Source organism: Rhizobium sp. CRRU65, assembly GCF_048551595.1.
Taxonomy (GTDB): domain Bacteria; phylum Pseudomonadota; class Alphaproteobacteria; order Rhizobiales; family Rhizobiaceae; genus Rhizobium; species Rhizobium leguminosarum_J.
Map to the genome: position 1 here is coordinate 80,890 of NZ_JBLYZH010000013.1, position 26,339 is coordinate 107,228.

Consider the following 26,339-nt stretch of genomic DNA (forward strand, 5'->3'; position numbering starts at 1 on the left):
AGTCCGCAAAAATCATCAGGTTAGACGGACCTCAACCGCTTTTCGGTTTTCGCGTCGAACAGATGCAGTTTGCTAAGGTCCGGGGTAATGACGATCTGGTTGCCGGCGTGGAGATCAAGGCGCTCTCTTACCGTCGCAACGAGGTGATCCGCACCAAACTTCGTGGTTACCTGGATCTCGGCACCGGTGGGTTCGACGAGGACGACCTCAGCGGCAACAGGACCCTGTCCGATTGTAAGGTGCTCAGGGCGAATGCCGTAGATAAGCTGCGCGCCGCGTTCCAATGGCGCTGCTTCGGGCAGCGGCAGCCTAGCTCCGCCGTCCGTGATCAACTCCAGCGGCCCTGACGTGCTGACCTGGCCTCGAATAAGGTTCATCGCCGGCGAACCGATGAAGCCCGCCACGAAAAGGTTTGCCGGCCGGTCGTACAGATCCAGTGGCGAGCCTATCTGCTCGACGAAGCCGTCCCGCATCACAACAATCCGATCGGCCATTGTCATGGCCTCGATCTGATCGTGAGTGACGTAAATGGTCGTTGTCTTCAGTCGCTGATGCAGTTGCTTGATTTCCGAGCGCATCTGCACCCGCAGCTTCGCGTCCAGGTTCGACAATGGTTCGTCAAACAGGAAGACTTGCGGATTTCTAACGATGGCACGGCCCATCGCCACACGTTGGCGTTGGCCACCCGACAGATTTCTCGGATATCTGTCGAGCAGATGTTCGAGCCCAAGAATTTCAGCGGCTGCTCGAACACGTTGCCTGGTCTGTTCCTTGGGTGCTTTCGCCAGCTTCAGCGAAAAACCCATATTCGCCTCGACTGTCAGATGGGGGTAGAGCGCATAGGACTGGAAAACCATCGCGATATCGCGTTCTTTTGGTGCGACATTGTTCACGACCTTGCTGCCGATCGATATCCGGCCAGCTGAAATCTCTTCGAGGCCGGCGATCATCCGCAACAATGTCGACTTCCCGCACCCGGACGGACCGACCAGGATCACGAATTCGCCGTCTTGGATATCGATGTCCACCCCATGCAGAACCTCGAAGTGACCGTAGCTCTTGCGGGCATTCGCCACACTTACTGACGCCATAACTTTCTCCGGCTGAATGTTGATATCTTCGGGACGCAGCCGCTTGTCTGACACGGCTGTCGATTGCTCATCGGCTTGCCGTGGCGGCTGAATAAGGTGCCAATACCGTGTCGACCGCAGCAAGGCAGAGTTCGCGGGCCTTCGGAGCGACCCGCTTTGACACCACGTCGGAATAGAGTCGACCGAGATATTGGCTGATCAGAGTTTCGGGAATTTCGTCGGGGAGCCGGCTGAACAATTCGCCGACCGCGGCGGATGCGCGAGGATCCGGCCAGTAATAGCGAATTCGATCACTATAGCTGAAATGCCGTTGCAGTCGCTCCTCATCGGGACTGCCGCCATAATGGCCCGTCCAGCTTGCCGGCTGCTCGACCATGATTTTTTCCATGGTCGTCACCAGTCCGGTTCGTGGCGTCTTCCCGGCAAGCACATCAGCGATCGCATCGAGACCGTATAGCGCTTCGCGCAGCGCGAAAGTCAGCCCCGGCCCGACCTTGAGGATTGCAAAGCCGCCGTCAACGAGAGCAGACAAGGCTTCGGCCGGTTGGTAGTCGGTGGAATGTGCTTCGAAAACCAAGCCGGGCATGTCGTCCAGCGAACCAATGAGGCTCTTGGCCCGTTCAGGCTTGTAGAGCGCCACGTCCGTGTTGCCAAATTCCACGCCCGGCTGAACCACGATCCCAATGACCCGCTCCATTGCCGACGCCAAACCTACTTCGGCAAACGACGCCCGATGAACTGCCAGCGTTTTCATCGCCGCATCGGCCCGCGTAATTTCGATGTCTTCGAGTGCGTGCGTTGCACCACCCGGAGGCGGCACCTCGGTTCCGATGATATAGACCGGCGGACGGCGGCCTGAACGAAGAGCGGCCTCCTCAGCGGCCTTTGCCAATCGAGCGGCTCGCGCCGCGGTCAATTCGTCATCGAGCGCCGTTGGTTCACCGGCACAGCCCATCGACGTGTCCAGGTGAATCTTTTCAAACCCTGCCTCGACATAGGCCGTCACCATAGCGGTAGCGCGCAGCATTGCCTCCTCGGCCGCCAACTTTCTCCAGGGGTTGGGACCGAGGTGATCGCCTCCCAGGATGATGCGTTCGGCCGGAAAATCAGTCGCTGCGGCGATGTCCTCGATGAACCGGCGAAAGTCCACAGGCGTCATCGCCGTATAGCCGCCCTCCTGATTGACCTGATTGCAGGTGGCTTCGATGAGGACAGCCCGGTGCTCCATGCCGGCCCGCCGAAGGGCTGCCTCAATGACCAGCGGATGCGCCGAGCAGACCGAAGTGACGCCATGGGGAAAAGGCAGGTTCCGGGCACCGAAAAGCTTTCGCAACGCGATCTGCCGGTTCTCTTCGATCGACGTCATGCGAGCGTCACGACCTTCGTCAGGTGACGGGGAGAGACCGTGTCGATTTGCCGAGCCTGCGCGGCCCGTTCGCCGAGGACCTGCAGCGCCGGAAGGACAACGAGACCCGCAAGCGACAGATCGACACCGACGGCGAGTTCCAGATCGCCTGGACCACCCACACCGATGACGACTGCGCCTTTTTCTCTCAGTTCTCCCACCAGTTTCGTCTCCGCCTCCCTCTGGTCGGAGCTGTACAGCATGACCGCAACCGTCTTCCCGTCAACGAGGCTGATCGGCCCATGCCGGTATTCCAGCGGGTGGAAGGCCTGGGTCATGATCTGGCTCATTTCCATGAGCTTGAGCGCTCCCTCCAGGGCGACGCCGAAGAGCGGCCCGCCACCGAGAAAGACGAAGTGCGACCGGTCGGCGATAATTCCAGGAAGTGCGGCATCGAGAGCGCTTGCGAGCTTGCGGGCGGAATTCACGACAGAGATAGGAACCTTCTGCCCGATCATCTGCAAACCGAGAAGGACCATGAGGCTCGCCGATACCGTCATGACGATCCCTTCGTCCGGATGGGTTTCGGCCGCGACCATCCGATCGCAATTTTTCGCCAGAGAGCTTTCCGGTTCGACGGTGATCGCCGTCACGAAGGCGCCGGCGGCGCGGCTTGCCTTTGCGGCGGCGACTGTCTCCGTCGTCTCGCCGCTCCGGGAAAGTGCGACGACGTGCGTGTTGCGCCACTCCGGCCAGAAGGCCGAGGGGCGGTTTTGCCATTCGGCACCGGGCACCGCGATTGCCTTGCGTCCGGCCATATTGGCATAGGCTGCCAGCGAGAGTGCAAGATTGAAGGATGTGCCGCAGCCGACGAAGACGAGCAGCTCCGCCCTATCGGCAGCTGAATTCGAGCCGATCGCCTTATCCCAGTAGGGAAATTGCTCGAAAATGACTTTTTCGGTCGTGTTCATGAAGTCTCCGATTATTTGACTGAACCAGCCAACAGGCCGCTGACGAGGTAACGGTTGAGGAAAATGACGACGAGGGCGGGGATGACGATGGCGATCGAGCCGCTCGCTGTGATGAGCCCGTAGTCGATGAAGTTCTTCGTTACGAATTCCGGAATCAGAACCGTTAGCGGCTTCGTCGCCTGCGGTGAAAAAATGAGCGGTACGAGATACTGTCCCCAGGCACCCAGAAACGTAAGGATTGCCGCTGCCGTCAGACCCGGTCCGGCCAACGGCAGGACGATGTTGAAGAAGATGTAGAGCCGGCCTGCTCCGTCGAGTTGGGCCGCTTCCTCCAGTGCGATCGGAAGAGCTTCGAACACGCTCCGCAACAGCCAGAGCGACAGAGGCAGGAAGGCCGAGACATAGATCAGCGAAACACCCAGATAGGTATCGACGAGATGCAGCTTGATCATGATCTGATAGAGCGGGATCAAGACAGCGTAGGCAGGAATGGCGAGGGTCGCGACGACCGCGACAAAAAGCGCTTTGCGGCCAGGAAACTGCAGCCTGGTGAACGCGTAAGCCCCAAGAGAGGATATCGCGACGCAAAGCAGCGTGGCAGCGATCGATGTCACCACGCTATTGAGCAATGCGGCACGGAACTGTTTGAACACCTCCACACCTCCGATCCGGGCGATATTGATGCCGAGCAGCCGCGAGTAGTGATCGAGCGTAAAGTGCTGCGGAAAGAAGTTGATCGGTCGGGTCGAGAAGTCTTCGCTTGGAGTAACCGAACTCGCGATGGTCCAGTAGATCGGCCCCAGGGACCAGATCAACAGGACGACGACACCGGTCCAAATCATCATGCGATAGGCAATAGCGGATTTCATCAGTCGAACCGTGTGTTGCGATAGACACGAAGGACGTAGACCAGCGAAATCAGCAGAGACACGAGAGTGATCACCACCGATAGCGCCATGCCATACGAGAAGCGGAGATTCTGGAAGGTTTCGAGGTAGATCTGGACGAGCACCGGTCGGGTCTCAAGGCTGGCACCCGCCAGAACCCAGGCCTCGTCGAAGAGATTGAAAGCGTTCACGGTTGCGTTGGTCATGGCGACAGCGATCGCACTGCGAACCAGCGGCAGGGTTACCCATCCGAACATCTGAATGCGCGTGGCCCCATCGATCCGCGCAGCCTCATAGAGATGAGCAGGGATACTCTGCATCGCGGCAAGGACGATGACGATCGTCAAAGGCATCATGCGCCAGACGTGGACCACCGTTACGGCGACGATGGCGCTGGTGCGATCGTTGAACCAGACGTGATTTTCGAAGGGGAGCCCGAGCGCCGAAAGAATGCCGTTCAACAGGCCCGCGCCCGGTTGATAAATCCAAAGCCATATGACCGAGTTCACAACGCCGGGCAACGCCCAGGGCAAGATCACCGCTGCGAGAACCCACTGCCGCCCGACCTTGATCTGATTGATGAGAGCGGCTGCAAGAACGCCGAACACGGTTTCGGCGGTGACAGCCAGAACAACGTATATGAGCGTGTTGCTCCAGGTCGTCGCGAGCTGGCCATCCGACAGCATTCGGCTGTAGTTCTCAAGACCGACGAATGGCGTGCCGGCCTGCATGGGGTTGACCCTGTGCAGGCTGTCCCAGACGGTTCTTCCCATCGGGTAGAAGACCAAAGCTGCCATCGTGAGAACGATGGGCGACACCAACAGCAAGCCGAGTGTGGCGTCGGCGTTGAAGCCGACCCCACGCTTGCTCGTGGCCCCTTCGGACGCCAAAGCGGTCATTGCGCCATCGCCTGCTTGGCGGCGGAAGCGATGGCCTCCATCGCCTGGTCGACGCTCATCTCTCCCTTGGCAGCGCTATTGATCGCTGTGTTTACGCCGCTGGAAAATTGCGGGTACCAAGGCGGCGTGCCTTGCGGGAAGAGCGGCTCAACGGTCTTCGACTGCGCCACCAAAGCGTCGCCGCTATTCAGCTTTCCGGACTCGTTGAGTTCGGAAAGCGCCGAAGTGCGGGTCGGCAGGAAGCCGTTCACGGCATTCTTCTTCTGGAAGTCCTTGCTGGTAAACCATTTGACGAAAGCGATCGCCGCCTCCTTGTTGGGAGAGACGTTTGGAATAGCCAGCGCTTCCGGAAGGCCGAAACTGCGCGTTTCACCGCTTGCCGTCGGCACGAGGATCGCCTCTACCTGGCCGGCGACTTTCGACTGCTTGGGATCGTTCATCTGGCCAAGACGACCAGGCTCGCCGGAGATCATGATGCTGGTGATGCCCTGCGCGAACATGCTCTCGTTGATCTGGCTGTCCTTCAGGCCGGTAGACGCCGGATCGACCAGGCCTTCCTTGAGGAGCATCAATTCGAAAGCAAGCGCCTTGTAACCAGCCGAATCCGGTGAGGTGAAGAGCGGATTGAAGTCCTTGTCGAAGAGTTCGCCACCGAAGGCCTTGGTCAGCAGGTACCAGCTTGTTGACGCGCCTTCGGTCGCCGAAACCGGCAGGCCGATCGGATACTCGACAATGCCTTTTTCCTTGATCTTCTTGGCTGCAGCGACCAGGGCGTCCAAAGTTGTCGGCGTCTCGGTGATGCCTGCACCCGCGAAATGCTTCTTGTTGACGAGCATCACCCGGAAGTCGTTGGTGTAGGGAATTCCCAATAATTTGCCGTCAACCGTGAAGATCTTGGCAACGCCGATATCTTTCAACGTGTCGGCGTCGATCACGTCGTTGAGCGGCATATACCAACCAGCCGCGCTGAACTGACCGGTCCAGGACCAATCGAATTCGGTCACATCCGCTGGCGCTGTACCGGCAACCAAGGCTGTCACTAGCTTCGGGCGGATGTCGTCCCACGACAGGGTCTGCAGGTCGACGTGAATGCCAGTTTCGGCCTCGAAGTCAGAGGCGATGTTCGGTCCCTGCGGCGATGGCATGAGCACCGTGATCGACTGACCGGCAAGCGGCTTGGCGTCCTGGCCCAGAGCGGGTGCGGCGATTGCCAAGGCCGCCGATGCAAGTAGAGGCAAGATCAATTTATGCATGTTCCCATCCTTCATTATTCTTGAGCTCAATTACTGGGATGCGCAGTCACCGCCTTCGGCCGTGGCCACGATTTGCCCGAACCAGCCGTCGTCTAACGGCCAGTCGAGAAGTTGGGCGGCAGCCAGGAGCGCGCCGCCAATCGGGGGAAGTTTCGGCAAAGCCGGGGGCCTGCCAATTCGCCGTTCAAGCGCCTGCAAAAGAAGCCGGCTCGAAAAAGTACCGCCGGCATAGGTCCAGTCGGCATTCGGATCACAATGGCCGGCAATTGCCTGATGATGCTTCGCGAGTTCATCGGCGGCCTGCTCGATCAATCCGACCGCCCCTTTATCGCCGCCAAGTGCGACCTGATCGACGAGGGCCGAAATTGCTGCAATATCCGCCCGTTCATTCGCCAGGGAGCTGGCCCAATCGCCGAGCCCATTCATCGGATTGCTCAAGTCGATGCGAAGATGGTCAAACAAGGCCTTTGCGAGAGCCGTTGTCGGGGCACGCCCGTCCAGGCTTTGGCTGACGAGATTGAGCGCCCTCTGCCCGATCCAATGGCTGCTGCCCTCGTCACCGATGAGGTCTCCCCAGCCGCCGGTGCGGGCCGACTGGCCTTTGGAATTACGCGCCCATGCCATTGAACCCGTGCCGGAAAGAAGGAGGATACCCGGCTCGCCGGCAAAAGCACCAAGGTGCGCCGCGTCGACGTCGTTGAGGACGCGGCGGTGGACGTTTAGGAACAGGCGCTCGATCGCATCGCGCTGTAGAGCCGACAAGCGCTCAACCTCGCCGTAGGCCGGCAGTGCTGCGGCGACGGCCGCCAGATTTCCTTCATCGAGAAAGGGAAGGAGATGCTGCTCCAACTCCTGGAGCCAATTCGGATTGTCCATGGGATTGACGCCATGGCCACGGGAACGCCGTAATATCCGGCCACGCTTGTCCGCGAGGGCAACCAGCACCTTGCTTCCGCCACCGTCGATGCCGAGGATCAGCTCGTTGCTCACCCTTTCGCCCTCAGATCGGCGATCGTTGCGTCGACGCCGAAGTTGACAAGCTCGTCACGCCAATGCCGCGAAAGCCCGGAATCGGTAATGACTTTCGCGGTGTCCAGCGGCGCGACCTTGTAGGTCGCCGTGGTTCCGAATTTCGAGGAATCGGCCAGGACGAAACGATTGGCCGACCGAGCCAGCATGCGCCGGTTGAGGCTCGCTTCCGCACTGTCCACGCTGTAGATCGAGCCGTCGGAACTAATGGCGCTGGCGCCAAGAAAGAGCTGGTCGAACCATAAAGTTTCCAGCATTGCCTCCGCCTGAGGTCCGACAAGCGACGCATTCTCGCTGCGCAACTGACCGCCGAGAAGCACCACTTCCAAATTCGGAATATTCAGGAATTCCTGCGCTACCGTCAGGCCGTTGGTGAATATCCTGAGCGGCATGGGGTTGATGCGAACGAGGCGCGCAAGCTGCAGGACGGTGGTTCCCGCGTCGAGAAAGATCGCCGTACGCGGATGAAGCAAGTCGTAGGCGGCGGTGGCAATCGCCCGTTTGGCCGATAAATGGCGCTTTTCGCGCTCCTGAAATGCAACCTCAACCGACGATCCTTCGGCAATGCGCGCTCCACCATGCACGCGATCAATGGCGCCCTCCTGCTCAAGGATCTGCAGGTCTCTACGAACGGTGGCAAGCGATGCTCCGATCGCATCGGCAAGCGCCTGAATGGTCGAAAAGCCGTTCGCGTAGAGATGGCTGCGAATGGCATCCAGTCGATCGACCTTCACTCCAACTGCCTGGCTCAACGAAAACCTCCCTCACGGCCGATCCCAATTTCGATCATGTTTTCATTTCAAATGATCAATGTCAATCAATTTTATGACGTTTTTTGATTTATTGGAGGGCGCTGGAATGAAAAAACGCGCCGTGAATTCACGACGCGTCTAAACGAATGACCTGCCATGCGCTTGTGGCTGGCTTATCCGCGGGATCTCACCGATATCTTGGCAACAAATCGCCGTGGGCGAGGATCAGGTCGTCGACAAGGTTCCAGATTTGGTCTGGAGACAATTCCGCAGACGTATGCGGATCGAGCAGAGCGGCTTGGTAGATGCGCTCGCGGTTTCTTGTCAGAGCCGCCTCGACTGTCAACTGCTGAACGGAAACGCTCAAGTTCATGACGGCGGAAAGCTGAGAGGGGATCCGACCGACCCGGACCGGCTGAATTCCGTTTCTGTCGACATGACAAGGCACTTCCACGATGCATTCATCGGGCAGATTCTCGATCAGGCCGTTGTTTGGGACATTGCCGTATATCAGCGCCGGGTTGCCGGTTACCGCGGCATGAATGATGCCGGCCGCGTATTCGTTGCTGCGGCACACCTCGATCGGCTTGTCCCCTTCCAGTTCCTTGCGCAGGGCATGCCATTCTTTGATCTGCACCTCGCAGCGCCGGATGTATTCGTCGAACGGGATATTGAGCTGATCGATCAGATCCCCTCGTCCCTCCTTGATGTACCAGGAGGTATACTCGGAGAAATGTTCGCTGGATTCGGTGACGAAGTGGCCGAGCCGTTTGAGAACATCGAAACGCACCCGATCGTCCGGCGGAACGCGGCCATCGGTGGCGAGCGCGTTCAGTCTCGGATAAAGATCTTCCCGCCGCCCGTCGCTGTGAACTTTTTCATATTTCAGGAAGAAGGCGACGTGGTTGATGCCAGCCGAAACATAGTTCACGTCGGCAATGTCCTCGCCGAGGCATTGCGCGAGATGCCCAGCTGTGTGCTGCACGCTATGACACAAGCCGACGGTGCGGATTTCCGGGGCCAGATCCTTGATCGCCCAGCAGTTGATGGCCATTGGGTTGACGTACTGCATCAGAAGAGCCTGCGGGCAAACCTCCTGCATGTCTCGGCAGATCGCCTCAAGGACTGGTATCGTCCGCAAACCGCGGAAAATGCCGCCAATGCCAAGGGTGTCGGCGATCGTCTGACGCAAGCCATATTTTTTTGGAATGTCGAAGTCCGTGACGGTCGCCGGTTTGTAGCCACCGACCTGCATCATGAGGATGACGAAATCGGAACCGCGCAGCGCTTCTCGCCGGTCGAGCGTGGCGTCGATCCTGACGTTTGAAAGCTTAAGCGACTCGCAGATCCGGCGAGCGACGATCTCTGACGTCTTCAGCCGCTCTGGATCGATATCGAAGAGGCCGATGACGTAGTCGCCGCCACTCTGCGAGGACAGGACGTCTCCCAGAATGTTCTGTGCAAAAACGGTGCTACCAGCGCCTACCAGGCAAATCTTCGGCATTGCAATCTCCCCAAGGGTTGTGATTGCTTATTGCTCCTTCTAGATCGAAATTTCTTCCTGACATCGGCCTATTAATTCCGGGATTCGAGTCTCAGACACATGAAACATACCCAAAGCCGCGGCGAATGGATTGGATCCCGAGGGCAGTTCTTGATCGAGCGTCACATCGCTGATGCGATGGCCGCACCGCACTGGCACGACCACGTTGAATTAAACCTGCTGATGGCAGGCCGGATGACCTACCTTTTCAATGGAAGGCAGGAACAGGTTGAGGCCGGCCGCCTGGTTTTATTCTGGGCCGCAATTCCGCATCAGACGATCGCTGTTAGCGAAAACGCACCGCTGGTGTGTCTCTATCTTCCTCTTGTCGATTTCCTGGGTCTGCCGGTGGACAGAAAGGCAAGGCAGTCGATCATGCAGGGGAGATTTCTGGCGCAGGGAAATCAGGAAACGATGGATGCATTGACCCTCCCACGATGGCAAAAGGAATGGCAGTGCGGTAGTGCGGCAAGACGGAAATTGGTCGTGGAGGAAGCACGACTGCGAATACGACGTCTGATCCTGGACAATGCTGAAAGCGACAATTCGCCAACCAAAGTCTCTCCGACATCGTTGGCCGGCCACGCGGTGCGCCACGTCGAGCTGCTGATCGATCTCATCAATACCCGATACGCAGATCCGATTAGCGTAGCCGATCTCGCCAAGCTTGGGGGCATGCATCCAAGCACCGCCAACAGCGCTTTCCGAAAGGTTTTGGGAATATCAGTCAACGAATACTTGACCCGACATCGGATTGCCCGGGCGATGCAGCTGCTGACGGACACGGACGATCCTGTCCTCCAGATCGGCTTTGACTGCGGGTTTGGTTCCAGCAGTCGCTTTTACGAGATTTTCAAGGAGCGAACGGGTACGACCCCCCGTCATTTCCGGGAAGCGGTGAACTCCAGGAACACTCCGGCGCCTTGATGCGATATGAACTGTCGACCTCCGAATTGTTCGTGGGATCGACAAGAACGAGTTGATGCTCGATATGCCGGCGTTAAAATCGGACACGGTCCGTGAAGTAAAGCTCGGAGTGGCAAGCTCAAGCGGTGGCCGCATTCGAAAGCTGTTGGCGCAAAGCCCACTCCTCCTTCGTCAGAGTCTTGATGTCGAACTGGTCGCGCGTCCTGGCATAGGTGTGGCCGCCCATCCTGCCGACGGCATCCATTCGCTGCTGGTCGATGTGCAGGTTCGCCGGATTGACTGCATCGCTTCTGACATAGACGCCGAGGACCTCGCCGAGAATGATTTCGCGGGCGGGGCCGACCTGCAGGGTCGTGTGGCGGCGGCATTCGAGTGCTGCGGGCGCGGCCAGGATGCGAGGGCTTCTGACCATCTGTCCCGGTACCGTTACCAGTCCGGCTTCGGAGAGTTCGTCGACCTCAGGGCCGAACTTGATGGCGCAGACCTCCATCTGGTCGACAAGGGCGTCATCGCAGATATGGACCGTAAACTCGCCGGTTTCGCGGATGTTGCGGGCCGTATCCTTGAAGCGCATGTCGGAATAGTTTTCGACGCCGATGGCGACAATCGCGGGATCATGGGTCAGAACGTTGAAGAAGCTGAACGGGCCGGCATTCGGCTTGCCATCCTTGCTCACCGTCGTCACCAGCGCGATCGGGCGGGGAATGACCGTGCCGATGAGGATCTTGTAACGCTCGCGCTCGGTCAGTTTGGCGAAATCGAAATGCGTGTGTTGTTTATGATGGGTCATCTCAGGCCTCGGCAGCGACGCGGTGGGTTTCAAGCGGGGTATGGCGGCTGAGGTTCTCAAAGCCGTCCTTGGTCACGACATACATGTCGCCGATATTGCAGCCGGCCGACAGCGGTTCCAGCCACTGCGTGTGCAGCACGAAGACCATGCCCTCCTCCATGCTGTCGTAGTTATGTGAGGAGATGTTGAAGCTGTTCTGGCCGCCGGCCATGCCGACCGAATGGCCGAGGTTCGGATTGTGCGGTCCGTGCGTTGCCGGATAGACGTGCATGAGTTTGCGGCCCTGTGCCTCCCAGTCGATGTCCTTCACATACTGATGGGGGATCAGGCGTGCTCCGCCGTCTTCCATCGGAGACCAGTTGTAAGGCATGGTGCGCGCCTCGGGCGAGGTCAGCATGCCGCGCTCGATCATCGGCTCAAAGGCGGCATTGTTGACGTCGCGCATCAATGCGCCGGGCTTGATCAGCTTCTCGGCCCGCTTGACGCCTTCGGTGCAGGCGGCAAGCACATCCTCCTGATGGCTGCTGATGTCGCCGACCGCGATCATCCGGGCGGTCTGGGCGGTATAGCCGCGATAGGTGACGTTGGAGATATAGAGGTTGATGAGGTCGCCGGGCCGGACGATATGGCCATAGGGCTTGCCGCAATGGGTGCCGAATTCGTTGATGCCGATCTGATAGCCGTCGCCCGTCTCGCCGCCGAGCGCCATCTGCGCATAGGTGAAGGCGGCAAGGATTTCATGGTCGGTCACGCCTGATTTTGCCACATGATAGGCGGCCTGCGTGCCGATGCTGATCAGCTGGGCGGCGGCGCGGAAGATCTCGATCTCGCGCGGCGAGCGGACCTTCTGCATGCGGTCGAAAATGGCGTTGTCAGCGACGAACTTGCTCTTCGGCAGCAGTTCCTCGAGTGCAGACCAGAAGGTCAGCGACGTACGGTCGCCGATCCTGCCGATCTGGGCCTTGGCGAGGCCCAGGCTGGCGAGAACCTCGGCGCATTTTTCGGCAGTCTTGATGACGGAATCGCCGGGACGGTCGGCATATTCGCGGCCGATCGGGCCGATCTGCCAGATCTCGTCGACGAGTACGGGCTCGCCGCCCGGCGGGAGCAGGACGGACTGCGTGAAGAAGGAGAGAAGCACCATCGCCTTGTCGGCGTCGGTCGGGATGATCAGCACGCCTTCGCGCATCCAGTCGCAAATATAGCGAAGATAGGCGTTCGAAGCGTGGAACCAGCCGACGCTGCCGGCGTGAACGATCAGCGCGTCATGACCGGCCTCGACCGCCTGACGGCGAATTCTGCGAAGGCGATCCTCGAACTCTTCGACAGGAAGCGGCAAGGGCGCGGAGAAGTCGAAATCCGGTTGGAAATCGGCCAGCAGCGATCCCATCCCGCGGCCTGCGTTTGTCGCGCGCATGTTCATCAGTTTGTTCCTTCCAATTCAAGCATAGGTCAAATGGCGGATCGTTCAGCCCTGCCGCGGCGGCGCGAGAACGCGCCGGGCAACCAGCAGTCCGACCAGCGTCACGGCGATCAGAATTCCGGAGATTGCCGCGACGCGCACATCGAGGGATTCCTCGATCAAAGCGAACATGCGCAGCGGCAAGACGGTCGTTCGGGCATCGGCGAGGAAAAGCGATACCGACACATTGTCGAGCGACTGGATGAAGACGAGGAATGCCCCGGCCAGAATGCCGGGCATCAGCAGCGGCAGGGTCACGCGCCGCAATGTCATGAACCAGCTCGCGCCCATCGTCGTCGATGCCTCGGCAAGCGAGGGATTGAGACCCTGGGCGACGACTGAGGCGGCGCGGTACATCAGCGGCCCGAAGACCACGACATGGCCTGATACGGTCAGCCAGAGCGACGGCTTGAAGCCGATGAAATTGGCGACGATCAGGGCGGCAAGGCCGTAGACCAGGCTCGGCAGGACGAGCGGGGCGAGCAGCAGTGGCTCGATCGTGCCGACCGCGCTGCGCTTCATGCGCGTCATGCCGATGGTTGCCGGAACCGCAAAGATCAGCGATCCGAGGACGGCAAGGCCGGCGATCTTCAGCGAATTCCAGGCGGCGATATGTTCGGTTGCCGAGCGCACCGGATCGAGCAGCGCCGCATACCACCTGAGCGAAAAGCCCTGCGGCGGATATTTCAATGTCTGCCCCGAGGTAAACGACATCGTCAGCGCAATCACGATGGGTGCCACGAGATAGATGACGCAGAGGCCGCCGAAACCGTAGACGAATGCCTTATAGAGCATGACGGGAATGGGATTTTCGCGACGATCAGGCATGACCGACCAACCTCCTGTGACGGGACATCATGGTAAGGGCGACCAGCAGGCAGCCGGTGGACAGCAGCAGGACGACGGCGATGGCCGAGGCCAGCGGCCAGTCGAACAGCGTACCGACCTCGCGGTAGATCAGCTGCGGCACATAGACGTTGCGCGCGCCGCCGATGACAGCCTGGGTAACGAAGGAACTGCTGGTGCTGGCAAAGACCAGGATCCAGCCCGCCAGCAGGCCCGGCAGCATCAGCGGCAGAAGCACGGTGACGAGGATGCGCCAGGGACCGGCGCCGGAAACCTGAGCCGCTTCCGTCAGTTGCACCGGCGTGCGCGACAGGATGGCAATCAGCGGCAGGATGATCAGCGGCAGGTCGATCTGGCACATGGCCATGACCAGGCCGAGTTCGGTAAACAGCAGGCTGGTCGGCATTCCCGTCAGGCCGAGCGCGACCAGCGCTTCGCTGATCGGCCCCTGGCGTCCGAGGATGACGATCCAGGCGAAGGTGCGCACGACATTACTGGTCAGCATCGGAATGAGCGTCAGGAAAATCAGCACCTGCCGAAGGTTTCGGCCGCCGTGCCAGTAGAGGAGTGCGATCGGTACGCCGAGCAAGGTCGTGCCGATGACGGTTTCGAGCCCAAGCCTTGCGGTATTGACGAGGACGCGGAAATTGAACGCGTCGCCGAAGAAGCGGGCATAATGTTCGAGGGTCGCTCCGCCGGGCCCGGCGAAGCTGAAACCGACGAGGACGGCGAGCGGCGTTGCGAAGAACGCCACGGAAAGCAACAGCATCGGTAGGACGTATGGGAAGCCGCTCGCCTTCATCACATCACCTCAACCGGCAACGAGGGCGTCGAACTGGCGGATCCAGCCGTCGCGGTTCTTGTTGATCGCGACCCAGTCCGGATAGACCATGGTCTTGATCTGGTCGCGGGTGACATAGGCTTCGATGCCAGGTGTCAGCGCCACATCCTTGTTGGTCGGGAACATCTCGGTCGGCGGCTCCTTGAGCTGGTCCTGGGCGGCCTTGGAGATCGCGGCATCCATATAGGCATAGGCCGCATCGAGATTGGCCGTGCCCTTGGTCAGGTGGATGTTGACGGGGGCTGCCGGCGAGCCGGTTTCGGGTTGGACGAACTCGGCGTTGAGGCCGAGGCTCTTCAGGCGGGCGACGTTGCCGGTCGAGCACATGAAAACGGCGATTTCACCCTGCTGAAACAGCGTCATCTGGTGGTTGGTGCTGTCGACCACGCCCTTCAGATGCTCCGGATGATCCTTGAACAGCTTGAAGACGGCGTCCATGTCGTTGGGGCCGGAACCGAAGATCTTGGCGATCTCGGTATAGGCCATGACGGCGGTGTTCGAGGCAAAGCCGGTCCAGGAAACCTTGCCGCTATAGGCCGGGTTTTCGAAGAGATCGCGATAACCCTTCGGCTTCGGAACGAGATCGGGATTGTAGGCGATGCCGTTGACTTCGATGGTCACGGTCGGGCCGTATTCGCCCTGGAAGGACGGATCGAGCATGCCCCAGTTCTTGAGCTTGCTCGGATCGATCTTCTGGATGAGATCCTTCTCGATGGCGACGGCCATCTGGCCGGGCGACATCAGCAGCGTGTCATAGGGCGGGTTGCCGGGGCTTGCCATGATCTTGGCAAGCTGGTCCTGCGCCATCGCCGGGGCAATGGTCAGGTCATAGCCTGCATCCTTGACCATCGGCGTCAGCACAGTGCGGTAGGCGTCTTCCCAGCTGCCCGGGAAAGTGGCGGCAACGGCTCCGCCGCCGGCAGCGCGGGCGGCAAATGGAAGCATGGCCGATGCGGCAACACCGGCCGCCAGGAAACCGAACCCACGACGGGTAATCTGAAAGTCCTTCATCTCGTTCACCTCTGTTGATCTGTTTCTTCACTCATGGTTTCCGGTTCGGCCGGAAAGGCGTGACACCTTGCGGTGTCGATCTCGGCAAATAGCGGCGTTCCCGGTTCAGGAATGAATGTGGTGGGGCCTCTGACCTCGGAGGCGCGCAGGCCGGTGCCGTCTTCCAGAACAAGGTCATGGACGAGGGAGGGGCCGAGCGGCACGGAAACGGTCATGTGAACCGGCAGAGTGCTCTCGCTCGGTTGCGTCGACAGGCGAACCTCTTCCGGCCGGAAGGTGATCGTGACCTTCGAGCCGAGGGTGAAATTCAGCCGGCGCGGCAGGAGCAGGGTCCGGTCATTGGCAAGGCCGATCAGCGTGCTGGCGGCATCGAGCCGCAGCACCGTTCCATTGAGCAGGTTTGCCTGGCCGATGAAGGTGTTGACGAAGAGCGTCTTCGGGCGGTCATAGACGGTCATCGGCGTGTCGATCTGCTCGACATTGCCCTTGTTCATCAGCACCAGGCGGTTTGCGAGGCTCTGGGCCTCCTCCTGGTCGTGCGTGACGATCAGCGTCGTGATGCCGAGCGTCTTCTGCAGGTGCAGTAGCTCGACCTGCAGATCGAAACGCAAGGCGCGGTCGAGCGCGCCGAAGGGTTCGTCGAGCAGAAGAAGGGACGGGCGCCCGGCGATGGCGCGGGCGACGGCGACGCGCTGCTGCTGACCGCCGGAGAGTTCCCGCGGCAGGCGGTTGCCGTAATCCTTGAGCCTGACGAGAGACAGCATCTCCTCGACGCGCGCCTTGCGCTCAGCGCGAGGAAGCTTCTGGCAGGCGAGCGGATAGGCGATGTTTTCAGCGACCGTCAGATGCGGAAACAAAGCATAGTTCTGGAAAACCATGCCGACGCCGCGTGAGCGGGCCGAGACATCGGCCAAGTCCTTCTCCCCGAGCACAATCCTGCCAGTCTTCGGCTGGATCAGCCCGGCAATGGCGCGCAGCACGGTCGACTTGCCGCAGCCGCTCGGCCCAAGCAGGGCAACGATCTCGCCGGCCTCGATATCGAAGGCCACGTCGCTGATGGCATTCTGGCCACCATAGCTGTGTGTGAGGCCCTGAACGCTGAGCCGTTTGCGTTCAGCCATATTCGGTATGCCTGGCATAGGGCCTCCCTGGTGCTGGGTCGAGGTCACGGATTGCTGCGCGGTCTCCGGGACAAGACGGAGATGCGGTCCGGCGAGAAATTTTGCGTCGAGCTTGTTCATGAGAAACGACTTGCAAGCGGCGTGCCAGTTTTGTCTTTCGCCGCTGACGGCGATAACAAGTCTATGAAAATAAATAGATATTTTTGACTTACAAACTTGCGAAAGTTTGTAATAATAATTATTCTATTTAGAATGCGCATTTACTTTTTGTATAAATTTTCGCCAGCCTCGTATATTAAATGGGCATCAGATAGAAACAGCCACGGCCCCTGAACGGGCGATCAAGCGCCGAAAAGCGCGGGGTTTGGCATCTGAAGAGGTGTTTTTGGGTCTTGTGAGCGAATGCGGCGGTCAAAAGTGATGCGGCAGGGCCGGCAAGCGTAAAAATTGTGCATCATATGTTCGAAACTTCATGCGAAATATATTGCGAAACTCTATCAGAAATGTCGTCATCAACAAAAATCCTATTGATATCAGATAATTATTGACGCGCCACTGCAGGTGGCACGGCGATTGCATGGACGATCCCGAGAATGCACCGGTACAAAAATGAAAGGGGATCACATGATGCGCATTCATAAAATCTTGAAGGCCGGGGTTGCCGGAGCGATGGTCTCTTTGATCGCGGCCTCTGCTTATGCCGCCGGAGGTGCCGCTGAGAAGATGACGCCTGATGCCGATGTCGCCAAGCTCCCCGGTGTCGTCCTCACGCAGAAACTGGCCGACGGGCTGCCGCCCTCCATCAAGTCATCGGGCGTGCTGAAGGTCGCGACCGACCTGACGCCGCCGATCAGCTTTCACGGCGAAGACGGCAAGCTGATCGGCATCGATGCCGATATTGCTGCCGCACTCGGCGTCATCCTGGGCCTCGATGTTGAGATGACCGATGTCGGCGCAGGTGCCGCAATCGTGCCCTCCATATTGGCGAAGCGCTTCGACCTCTCGATCTCGGGCATCAACGACGATCCGGAGCTGGAAAAGCAGGTCGACGTCATCGACTATATGTATGACGCGACGACGATCATGACGATCAAGGACAATCCTCTCGCCATTAAGGGCCTGGAGGATCTGTGCGGCAAGAAGGTCGCCGTTCCCGTCGGTACCTTCCAGGCGAAGATGGTCGAGGCGGCATCGGCCAAATGCGCGACCCCGGTCAACATCATGTCGATTCCGAAAATGCCGGATGTGCTGCAGGCCGTCCGCACCGGGAGGGCTGACGCCACGGTCAACGGTTACGCCACCAGCGTCTACACCACCGAACACCAGACCGGAAACGGCAAGGGCCTGCAGGCGCTGCCGGATATCCGCCTTGCCGTCGGTTATCTCGGCATGCTGACCGCCAAGGACAATCCGCAGCTGCGCGACAGCGTCGTTGCCGCCTTGCAGCAGATGGTGGACTCCGGCGCCTACGAGACCATCATGAAGAAGTGGAGCCTCGGACCGCTGGCCGTGAAGACCGTCAAGGTCAATGATGCCGCCAACATGCCTGCGGATTGACGCCGATGGCCCTGTTTGAAGCGTCACCCATATCGCTCTCCCTTGCGCCATCGGTCGGAAGACCGATGCGTTGGGGACAGATCGCAACCGGTGCCATCGCGATTTCAGCGCTGGCCTTCTTTGCGCTCGTCGTCGGGCAGAGCCAGAGCATCCAGTGGTCCGAGATCCCCCGCTATCTGGTGGATCCTTCGATCCTGCGCGGCGTGCTGCTGACGCTTGAACTGACGGCTGGCGCCATGGTGTTCGGCATCGTACTCGGATGCCTGCTGGCGCTGATGGCGACGAGCCAGAACCCGGTTCTCAAGGTGATCGCCGCCGGCTTCGTCTGGTGGTTTCGCGGCGTGCCGTTGATTGTCCAGATCTTCTTCTGGTTCAATATCGCCCTCTTCATCCCGCAGGTCGGGATGGGAAGCTTCACCATTTCGATCAACGATCTGGTGACGCCGGCCCTGGCCGGCTTCCTCGCACTCGGGCTGCATGAAGCTGCGAACATGTCGGAGATCATCCGCGGCGGCCTGGTCGCAGTCGATCGCGGCCAGCGCGAAGCGGCAACGGCGCTCGGGCTGAAAAAGACACAGACCTTTCTCACCGTCATCATGCCCCAGGCCACGCGTATCATCGTGCCGCCGACGGGGAACCAGGCCATCGGCATGCTGAAGGCCAGCGCTATCGTCTCGGTCATCGGCATGCAGGATCTGCTGACGCAGGCCCAGGCAATCTACGCCCGGAACTTCCTCGTCATCGAACTGCTGTTCGTCGCCTCGATCTGGTACCTCGCCATCACGACCGTCGCATCCATAGGCCAGCACTATCTCGAAAAGAGTCTCGTTCCGAAAGGCCGGACAGCAGAGAAGCCTCGTGCTCCCGGACGGGCGTGATCGCGGATCGATCGTCGTGAATTGAGATCAACAACGAAGGGGTCGCCAGTGCAGCGCGCCCCATCAGGAAACAGCAGAGGAGCATGACATGAAATTGGGAATCGACAGCATAAAGCTGCCCGAGTCAAAGAAGCGGGGGCCTCTGGCAAGCCTCGATCACGTCAAGGAACTTGGGCTCGCAGGCATTTTCTTCAGTACGGCGCTGGACATGAGCCCCGATCTCGACAGCGGCCTGCTGCGCGACATCAGGGCGAAGGCCGACGACCTTGGCCTCTATCTCGAAAGCGGCATCGGCAAGATCAATCCCTATTGCAGCGCCGAGGAACCGGCGCTGCGGGCAGCCGGCGGCGGCGATATCATTGCCGGTTTCACGCGCATGATCGAGGCAAGTGCCGCGATCGGCTGCCATGAGCTCTGGGTTGCTCCGGGCAATTTCAAGAGCGAATATCGCGGCCGGCTGGCCAATGACCGCTTCCGCACCGATGTGACCTGGGAAGAGCAGTTGATCGGGATCGAAAAGGTCCTCCGCAAGCTGGCGCCCGTCGCGCGCGCCAATGGCGCGCACATGAACATCGAAACCCACGACGAGATCACCTCCTTCGAGATCCTGCGATTGATCGAGAAGGTCGGCGCCGATTGCGTCGGCGTCGTCTTCGACACGGCAAACGGACTGCAGCGGGGCGAGCATCCGGTCTTCGCCGCCAAGCGGCTGGCTCCCTATATCCGCCAGACCCATATCAAGGATGCCTATGTCGGCCGCGCTCCGGGTGGTCTCGATTTCCAGACCAGACCCGTTGGCGGCGGCATTGTCGATTTCGCCGCGATCCTTCCCATTCTCAGCGACGCCAACGCCGCGCTGAACCTATCGCTGGAGGTTGCCCAGTCTGTCGCCGACAAGCCTCGCAAGGCCAATCCACGCCAGTGCATCGAGATCGACGATCCGGTCTGGCGAGCTGGCCACCCGGACCTGACGGCGGATGAGCTTGCGGCCTACATGGCGATGGTGGATGCCTATGAAAAGCGGGTCGCCTCCGGAGCGGTTCTCGACTGGGAAGCCTATGAGAGCAGCCGCTACGGCTACCCGACCTATGAGGTGCAATCCTACGGTTTCGACGAGGCGATTGGTTTCATCAAGCAGTCGGCCCGCCACATCGAGGCTATTTGCGCCGAAAAGGGTATTACCTTGTCCCCGCCGGCAAAAGAACAAAAGGCAGCCTAGCCTTTGAAGATAGCGCGGGCGGATATTTTTGTCGGCGCCTTCAATTGGGATTTCTATCAAAATGCAGTGGTTGCGCAGAAACATTCTTATAGAAATAATTACGACGAACGGATATTCGGTGCACGAGTAACTGGACGCAAAACATTACCGAGGCTTGAAGTGGTGAAGGCAATAAGGAAGACGCGCCGTCAAAGCGTCAAGGCGCCACCCGCGTCCATTGGGGCGGTCGATAGCGCCGACAACAACGACGACGTCTCCGAGCGCATTCGCGCCACGCTGGCGGCAGCTATCGGTGAAGGCGCCTTAAAGCCGGGCACGAAAATCCTGGAGGAGGCGATAGCGGAGCATTTTGGCGTTAGCCGCACGGTCGTACGCGGCGCGCTCGGTGTTCTCGAAAGTGATCACCTCCTGGAGCGAAAGAGAAACCGCGGCACTTTTGTTGCCGAACCCAGCATTGCCCAGGCCAAGAACCTGTTCGAAGCCCGCCGAAAACTTGAAGGACTTCTGCTGGAGCTCGTTATTGCACGGGCAACGGCCGAACAACTCGATGCCCTGCAAAAACTGACCGACGAAGAAGAGCACATCCATCATCATGGTGATGAGAAATCCAAGACGGTTCTGTCTGGCAAATTTCATATCGTACTCGCCGAAACCGCCGGAAATCCTGTCTTGACGGAAATGCTGTCGAAGATCGTCGCTCGCCTGTCCCTCGTCATGTCCTTGTACGAAGAAGAGCGTAAGGACGATTGCGGCGCAGACCACCACCGAATGATCGTGGCGGCGCTGAAGGCCAAGGACCTGGCGAAGGCTCAGCAACTAATGGACCATCACCTGGCCGATATCGAGGGCCGAGTGCGGCTCACCGAAGGACACGGTGATCGGCATACGTTCCTGGCTGTCCTGGAGAACTTCTCGTAGTTTCGAACGTCGCTCTCCGAATAAGATATGCCCATCAATGTTCGCTTTGATGGGAATCAAACCGACGAGATGGAGATCGGTTCTTGTGACCCCGGCCCTGCTGCCGAAATGACCGCCGATCCGGAGCGGAGTTGCAATTGACGTTTGGCCGGTGCGACGCGCCGTATGGCAAATGACGGATCTATTGCAGCGTGCCGCTGATCACCATTTTTGACACGAATGCGGAAAGAAGCTGGCTATCGAAATGGCCCGGCGAATTCATCATCATGTTGATCGCCTCTGCTTGTGAGAAGGCGCGCTTATACGGCCTGATGGTGGTCAGCGCTTCGTAAACGTCACAAATCGCCGCAAGCCGGGCGACGTAAGGGATCTTCTTTCCGGCGAGGCGACCAGGATAGCCGGAGCCATCGAACTTTTCGTGGTGGTAGCGACAGATGTTGAGCACCGGCTTCGGGACATGGGCGACATGGGAAACCAGCTCATATCCCCGCTGAGGGTGCCCGCGCACAAGATCCATTTCCTCGGCCGTCAGTTTACCGGGTTTCGTCAAGATGTCGTCCGGAAGCGCCATTTTTCCAAGATCGTGAACCAGTCCACCCAGTCCCAATACCCGCACATCCTCTTCTCCATGACCGAGGCTGCGCCCCAGGGTGATCATCAATGCGCTAACCGCCAGCGAGTGGAGGAACGTCAGCTCATCTTTTTCCTTCAGCTTGGCGACTGCGATCAGCGCACCCGCATTGTCGAAGGCTGCCGACATGATCCGCTCCACAGCTGCGCTTGCCGCATCACTGGCGAAAGAGGCTTTGATCCTGGCATGGGCAAGCATATGACGGATCTGCGGTCTCGTATCCTCGACGCATTCCCTCGCCTGCTTGATATCCTTGGCCGAAAACACGGCACGAAGCTGGGCGTCAAACGCAGCCCGGTCGATGTCCTGTGCCCCGCCCGGATCGACATCCGCGCCCTTTCCGACGTCGATAACAACAGTCATGAGGCGGCTTGCCATCAAATTCTCGACCTGACCGGTGGCCGATATCAGGAACGGCTTGAACCGGCGTGTCCTGTCTTCTCCCTCAATTTCGACGTCCTCAACATACATTCCGACCCGCAATTGGCTGACATGTATCCGTTTTCGCATCTCTGATCCGTTCAAAGTGATCTTGGTATTCAAGCGTTGTCTCAGCTATCCGGGGCCGGCTCGAGCGCGAAAACCTCGCTCAGGCTATAGGGCTCCGGCACGGGTCTTGTCTTGGTTGAGCCGTTGTCCATGCTGATCTAAAAAGGCCGCGGCAACCGTTCGATCGACGGCTTTCGAAAATAGATAGCCCTGCCCGAGCTTGCAGCCGAGCTGGCTCAATTGAGCAGCTTGGGGTTCTGTTTCAATCCCCTCTGCGACGACCCGGATTCCCAGCTTGTGAGCTATTCCGATCAAGCCCTCAACGATGAAGGTCCCAGCGTCGCCCGGCACCATGCGGTCGATGAAGGACTTGTCGATCTTGATGATGTCGACCGGCACCGTCAGCAGGTGGGTCAAAGACGCGTAACCCGTGCCAAAGTCGTCGAGGGCAACCCGCAAGCCCTTGGACCGAAGAGCCTTTATCTCGTCCGCGACGACATAGTCCCGTTGTCCGAGATAAACCGATTCCGTCACTTCGAGGATGATGTGCTTGAGGGGAACCTGCGCTTCCCCGAAAATTCGGCACAGCCTGTCTTGCAGATTACCGCCACGAAAATCTGCCGCGGACAGGTTGATGCCTACATGCTGGAGAGGAAGGCCTCGGGCGAGCCAGCTGCGGATGTCTTTCGCAACCCTCAGCAACATCCGTTCGGTCAGCTCAGCAGCAATATGCGCGTCTTTCGTCGCCTCATGGAAATGCGCTGCGGCTATGATTTCGCCGGAAGGCGTGGTCATTCGACACAAGGCTTCGAAACCGACAATTTCGCGCGTATCCAGGCGCAAGATCGGCTGGTAATGCGCATCGATCCGATCGTCTTTCAGGGCGACGCCCACGTCCCGAGCCGCCCTGAAGCGTCTGGTCAGGGCGGTGCCCAGGCCGGGATAGTGTTGCACGTACCGGCCGCGATTGTGTTCTTTTGCATGATAGAGCGCCACATCGGCGTTCTGGCGGGTCTGGTCAGGGTTTGTTTCCGTCTCTGCCAACGCGCCGCCAATCGTCGCGGCGGGAAAGACGACATGACCGTCGCAGGTTGAAGGAGAAGACAGTGCTGTGAGGATGTCGGTCGCGCTCGCCTTCAGATCAAGGTTTTTGTCGCCCGACACAATGACAGCAAACTCATCTCCACCGAGCCTAAAGGTGTTTTTGGTGCCTGCTGTCGTGGCGACCCGGTCTGCGACCACTTGAATCAATGCGTCGCCGGCTGCGTGCCCGAACGTGTCGTTCACGAGTTTCAAGTTGTCGATGTCAACAAGCAAGATGCCCCAGGCGCGCCGGGATCGAGGCAGCTCTTCGGCGAGAAGCTGGTTGAAACGAGCGCGATTCGACAGGCCCGTCAAAGCGTCGCTGTATGTCAGCCGCTGACGTTCCATCACCCGCTCTTCGCGATCGATGGCGATCGTGCAGAGATGGGCACAAGCCTCGACGAGGTCCCGTTCGACGACCTTCGGACCGCGGCGGTCTCGATAGTAGAAGGCGAAGGTGCCGATCACCCGGCCGCCGCTCTTGATTGGGCTGGACCAGCAAGCCCGCAACCCCAGCGGAAGCACCAGAGACTTGAAATCCTGCCAACGAGGATCGGTCTCAATATCGGTGACAACGACCGCTTCTCCGAAATAGGCAGCAGCGCCACAGGAGCCCGCAAGAGGACCGGCTTGAAGATTGTCGACAGCCGTTGAGTAGTCAGGCGGCAGGGAAGGTCCGGCAAGTGTGTGGAGACGGCTTCCGTCGAACCTCAGCACCGAAGCGATGACTCCAGGAACGGCGGCCTCAACCTTAAGGCAAAGTTGCTCGATCGTTGCTGCCAGCGGTTCCCCTTTGGCAATCATTTCCAGAATGGCATTCTGCAACTCAAGGATCATAACGTCACTTCCCGGAAGGAGACCCCTGCCTACCAAACCGACTTTCAAATCAGGTTACGCCGTTGATTAGATTTTGATCGAATAGACGCCGAATGATCGGTTGGGACCTGTCGTGGCGAGCTTCGCGTGCGAAAGCTCTCCAGCATTCTGACCTCCTTCTCGGAGTGAGATTGACCGATGTCACGATCGTTCTCTAAAGACGGTTATGAAATGCAATCCTCAGTCGCGCTCTTGAGGGCGCCGAGTCGGGAGCACGGCATAATTTTCGAGAGTCAGAAATCAGCTTATCGGATATGGTTCTAAATGCGTTGCAATGTCACCATCTGGCTGTCGCCGCACAAATGGAAATTGGCCTAAAAGATGATCGGTGGCGATAAATACGTTGGCTCCGTAGGAAAAGCATCGCTCGCGATCATCGCGCTGATGTTTCTGTCACTGACCACCCTTTTGTCGCTCTGGCTCATTTCCAGTTACGAGACAGCTGTTCGCCGGGGCGATGAGCGTGTCAGCGCGGCTTCCAAAATCGTTGCAGCGAACGCGAACTGGTTGAATTCCCTTGCCCGGGAGACCCTGCACCGGATTGATGATGCTCTGGGGCCGAGTATGTCTTTGCCCGGGCCGGATCGCGTGCGCGATCTCGACGCTGCCGTCTACGACCTTCCTCCTCAGGCGACTGCCTATGTCATCGGAGCCGTTGGAGAAACGCTCTACTCAAATGATCGCGATATCCGGCCGGTCAACGTTACGGATCGCGACTACTTCGTTCGGCTGAGAAACGGTGCTGACGAATATACATCGCCGCTGATCATCAGCCGCCTTTCCCAGCGGCAGATATTCGTCTTCAGCCGCAGGCTGGAACGAAATGGCGAGTTCGCCGGCGTCGCCGTGATTGCCTTCGACGCGAGCATCCTAAGGCCAATATGGGACGCGGTGGCGATAGGCGAGAACTCGATTGTCAGCCTCATAAGACGCGACGGGCAACTTATCGCCCGATACCCGGAACCTGCCGGACCAGTCGATATGCGAAACCACAAGCTGTTTACCGACTATATGAGGAAGGCGACATCAGGCACATATCGCTCCGTGTCGCCAGTCGATGATGACGATCGCCTGGTTGGATACCGAATCCTCGAACGCACCCCTTTCGTGGCCATTGCTTCGGCAGATATCCATGTGATCATGCAGCCCTTTTGGGAGGATGCAAAAATCGCGGCTTTGTTGGTCGCTTTCGCCCTCGTCGGCGCTTTGGCCGCTGCATTGTGGATTCAGAACCTGATCAAGGTAGACACATTGCACACCAAGCAGCTTGCGGATGCGTTGCGGTCAAATAAAACGCTCATGCGCGAGATACACCATCGAGTGAAGAACAACCTGCAGACGGTGATGGCCCTGCTGCGCTTGCAGGGTTTTGAACCGGAGGCTGTTCAAAAATTAAATGAGCGCATTTCTGCGATGTCTGCCGTTCACGAGCAGATGTACGGCTTCGACCAGTTTAGCGGAATATCTGCTCGAGAGTTCATTCCATCATTCGTTAGGACGCTCGTCGACGTCCATGGCCGCGCCGTTTCCGTCGACTTTGAAATCGACGACATCGTGATTGCAGCCGACAAGGCAACGCCGTTTGCCCTCTTGCTCAACGAGTTGATTGCCAACAGCATGAAATACGCGTTCGACGGCCGAGCATCCGGAAACATTCGCGTCATGCTGCACGTGACCGAAGGAGAGGAATCCCAACTTACCGTCGCTGACGACGGGATTGGATTCGATGGTCGATCGGACAGCGCCGGGATGGGGACGCGGCTGATTAAAGCCTTCGTCAATCAACTGCATGGCGAGGCGAGATATAGTCGCCTGGAAGGGACGCAGTTTACGGCAACACTCAAGCTTGCCGATTGAGCGAGAGAAGCCACCTCCCTGCCCAAAGCAAGCCTTGGGTTATCCCGCCGTGTCGGGAGCACT

23 protein-coding genes are annotated in these 26,339 nt (G+C 59.1%); 6 read left to right on the forward strand and 17 right to left on the reverse strand.

Features of this window, described 5'->3' with window-relative positions; genetic code table 11:
- Window positions 1-20 precede the first annotated feature (20 nt).
- The 9 genes from ACM5SV_RS24255 to ACM5SV_RS24295 form a co-directional block, all read right to left on the reverse strand.
- Window positions 21-1,091 carry an ABC transporter ATP-binding protein gene (locus ACM5SV_RS24255; RefSeq protein WP_128438863.1) on the reverse strand — a complete coding sequence of 357 codons (1,071 nt, stop codon included), beginning with the start codon at window positions 1,089-1,091 and terminating at the stop codon, window positions 21-23.
- Window positions 1,092-1,158: 67 nt separating this feature from the next.
- Entirely contained in the window at window positions 1,159-2,457 is a 1,299-nt protein-coding gene (locus ACM5SV_RS24260; RefSeq protein ID WP_222051634.1) for a D-tagatose-bisphosphate aldolase, class II, non-catalytic subunit, read from the reverse strand.
- Window positions 2,454-3,407 carry an SIS domain-containing protein gene (locus ACM5SV_RS24265; protein WP_222051633.1) on the reverse strand — a complete coding sequence of 318 codons (954 nt, stop codon included), beginning with the start codon at window positions 3,405-3,407 and terminating at the stop codon, window positions 2,454-2,456. Before ACM5SV_RS24265 ends, ACM5SV_RS24260 begins: the two co-directional genes overlap by 4 nt.
- Window positions 3,408-3,418: 11 nt before the next feature.
- Window positions 3,419-4,252, reverse strand: coding sequence for a carbohydrate ABC transporter permease (locus ACM5SV_RS24270; protein ID WP_020486869.1), 834 nt, complete (start codon window positions 4,250-4,252; stop codon window positions 3,419-3,421).
- A gap of 23 nt (window positions 4,253-4,275) precedes the next feature.
- A complete protein-coding gene (locus tag ACM5SV_RS24275) occupies window positions 4,276-5,193 on the reverse strand; it encodes a carbohydrate ABC transporter permease (RefSeq protein WP_003562432.1) in 918 nt (305 codons plus the stop codon).
- Window positions 5,190-6,446: an ABC transporter substrate-binding protein gene (locus tag ACM5SV_RS24280; protein WP_003562431.1), complete on the reverse strand. Its 1,257-nt coding sequence runs from the start codon at window positions 6,444-6,446 to the stop codon at window positions 5,190-5,192. Before ACM5SV_RS24280 ends, ACM5SV_RS24275 begins: the two co-directional genes overlap by 4 nt.
- A 30-nt stretch (window positions 6,447-6,476) precedes the next feature.
- Complete coding sequence (locus tag ACM5SV_RS24285) at window positions 6,477-7,436, reverse strand: N-acetylglucosamine kinase (RefSeq protein ID WP_222051632.1); 960 nt, start codon at window positions 7,434-7,436, stop codon at window positions 6,477-6,479.
- Entirely contained in the window at window positions 7,433-8,227 is a 795-nt protein-coding gene (locus ACM5SV_RS24290; protein WP_221963526.1) for a DeoR/GlpR family DNA-binding transcription regulator, read from the reverse strand. Before ACM5SV_RS24290 ends, ACM5SV_RS24285 begins: the two co-directional genes overlap by 4 nt.
- A 187-nt stretch (window positions 8,228-8,414) precedes the next feature.
- The gene (locus ACM5SV_RS24295; RefSeq protein ID WP_222051631.1) at window positions 8,415-9,731 is read right to left on the reverse strand and encodes an alpha-glucosidase/alpha-galactosidase; all 1,317 of its coding nucleotides are present in this window, start codon (window positions 9,729-9,731) and stop codon (window positions 8,415-8,417) included.
- A gap of 99 nt (window positions 9,732-9,830) precedes the next feature.
- Here ACM5SV_RS24295 and ACM5SV_RS24300 point away from each other — a divergent pair, with 99 nt between their 5' ends.
- Complete coding sequence (locus tag ACM5SV_RS24300) at window positions 9,831-10,697, forward strand: helix-turn-helix domain-containing protein (RefSeq protein ID WP_222051630.1); 867 nt, start codon at window positions 9,831-9,833, stop codon at window positions 10,695-10,697.
- 118 nt (window positions 10,698-10,815) lie between these two features.
- On the opposite strand, the gene ACM5SV_RS24305 is transcribed toward ACM5SV_RS24300, so the two are convergent.
- The 6 genes from ACM5SV_RS24305 to ACM5SV_RS24330 are packed head-to-tail and all read right to left on the reverse strand — an operon-like array spanning window position 10,816 to window position 16,888.
- The gene (locus tag ACM5SV_RS24305) at window positions 10,816-11,487 is read right to left on the reverse strand and encodes a flavin reductase family protein (RefSeq protein WP_222051629.1); all 672 of its coding nucleotides are present in this window, start codon (window positions 11,485-11,487) and stop codon (window positions 10,816-10,818) included.
- 1 nt (window position 11,488) lies between these two features.
- On the reverse strand, window positions 11,489-12,910 hold the full coding sequence (locus tag ACM5SV_RS24310) for a M24 family metallopeptidase (protein ID WP_222051628.1): 1,422 nt from the start codon (window positions 12,908-12,910) through the stop codon (window positions 11,489-11,491).
- Window positions 12,911-12,955: 45 nt separating this feature from the next.
- Window positions 12,956-13,777, reverse strand: a complete 822-nt coding sequence (locus tag ACM5SV_RS24315; protein WP_221970997.1) for an ABC transporter permease — start codon at window positions 13,775-13,777, stop codon at window positions 12,956-12,958.
- The gene (locus ACM5SV_RS24320; protein WP_032996873.1) at window positions 13,770-14,597 is read right to left on the reverse strand and encodes an ABC transporter permease; all 828 of its coding nucleotides are present in this window, start codon (window positions 14,595-14,597) and stop codon (window positions 13,770-13,772) included. Before ACM5SV_RS24320 ends, ACM5SV_RS24315 begins: the two co-directional genes overlap by 8 nt.
- 9 nt (window positions 14,598-14,606) lie before the next feature.
- Entirely contained in the window at window positions 14,607-15,656 is a 1,050-nt protein-coding gene (locus ACM5SV_RS24325; protein ID WP_210161229.1) for an ABC transporter substrate-binding protein, read from the reverse strand.
- On the reverse strand, window positions 15,653-16,888 hold the full coding sequence (locus tag ACM5SV_RS24330; RefSeq protein ID WP_222051627.1) for an ABC transporter ATP-binding protein: 1,236 nt from the start codon (window positions 16,886-16,888) through the stop codon (window positions 15,653-15,655). Before ACM5SV_RS24330 ends, ACM5SV_RS24325 begins: the two co-directional genes overlap by 4 nt.
- 504 nt (window positions 16,889-17,392) lie before the next feature.
- Between ACM5SV_RS24330 and ACM5SV_RS24335 the strand changes: the two genes are divergently transcribed.
- The 4 genes from ACM5SV_RS24335 to ACM5SV_RS24350 all read left to right on the forward strand — a co-directional run bounded on the left by ACM5SV_RS24335 (window position 17,393) and on the right by ACM5SV_RS24350 (window position 21,340).
- On the forward strand, window positions 17,393-18,325 hold the full coding sequence (locus tag ACM5SV_RS24335) for an ABC transporter substrate-binding protein (protein WP_221990555.1): 933 nt from the start codon (window positions 17,393-17,395) through the stop codon (window positions 18,323-18,325).
- Window positions 18,326-18,330: 5 nt separating this feature from the next.
- Complete coding sequence (locus ACM5SV_RS24340; RefSeq protein ID WP_017996160.1) at window positions 18,331-19,203, forward strand: amino acid ABC transporter permease; 873 nt, start codon at window positions 18,331-18,333, stop codon at window positions 19,201-19,203.
- 88 nt (window positions 19,204-19,291) lie between these two features.
- On the forward strand, window positions 19,292-20,422 hold the full coding sequence (locus ACM5SV_RS24345) for a sugar phosphate isomerase/epimerase family protein (protein ID WP_221963544.1): 1,131 nt from the start codon (window positions 19,292-19,294) through the stop codon (window positions 20,420-20,422).
- Between the two features lie 171 nt (window positions 20,423-20,593).
- Complete coding sequence (locus ACM5SV_RS24350; protein WP_041935772.1) at window positions 20,594-21,340, forward strand: GntR family transcriptional regulator; 747 nt, start codon at window positions 20,594-20,596, stop codon at window positions 21,338-21,340.
- Between the two features lie 181 nt (window positions 21,341-21,521).
- Here the strand turns inward: ACM5SV_RS24350 and ACM5SV_RS24355 are convergent, their stop codons facing one another.
- Both ACM5SV_RS24355 and ACM5SV_RS24360 read right to left on the reverse strand, forming a co-directional pair.
- Window positions 21,522-22,481, reverse strand: a complete 960-nt coding sequence (locus ACM5SV_RS24355) for an HD-GYP domain-containing protein (RefSeq protein WP_221963546.1) — start codon at window positions 22,479-22,481, stop codon at window positions 21,522-21,524.
- Window positions 22,482-22,565: 84 nt separating this feature from the next.
- Window positions 22,566-24,380 carry a putative bifunctional diguanylate cyclase/phosphodiesterase gene (locus tag ACM5SV_RS24360; RefSeq protein ID WP_222051626.1) on the reverse strand — a complete coding sequence of 605 codons (1,815 nt, stop codon included), beginning with the start codon at window positions 24,378-24,380 and terminating at the stop codon, window positions 22,566-22,568.
- Between the two features lie 360 nt (window positions 24,381-24,740).
- Here ACM5SV_RS24360 and ACM5SV_RS24365 point away from each other — a divergent pair, with 360 nt between their 5' ends.
- The gene (locus tag ACM5SV_RS24365) at window positions 24,741-26,276 is read left to right on the forward strand and encodes a sensor histidine kinase (RefSeq protein ID WP_003562423.1); all 1,536 of its coding nucleotides are present in this window, start codon (window positions 24,741-24,743) and stop codon (window positions 26,274-26,276) included.
- Window positions 26,277-26,339 lie beyond the last annotated feature (63 nt).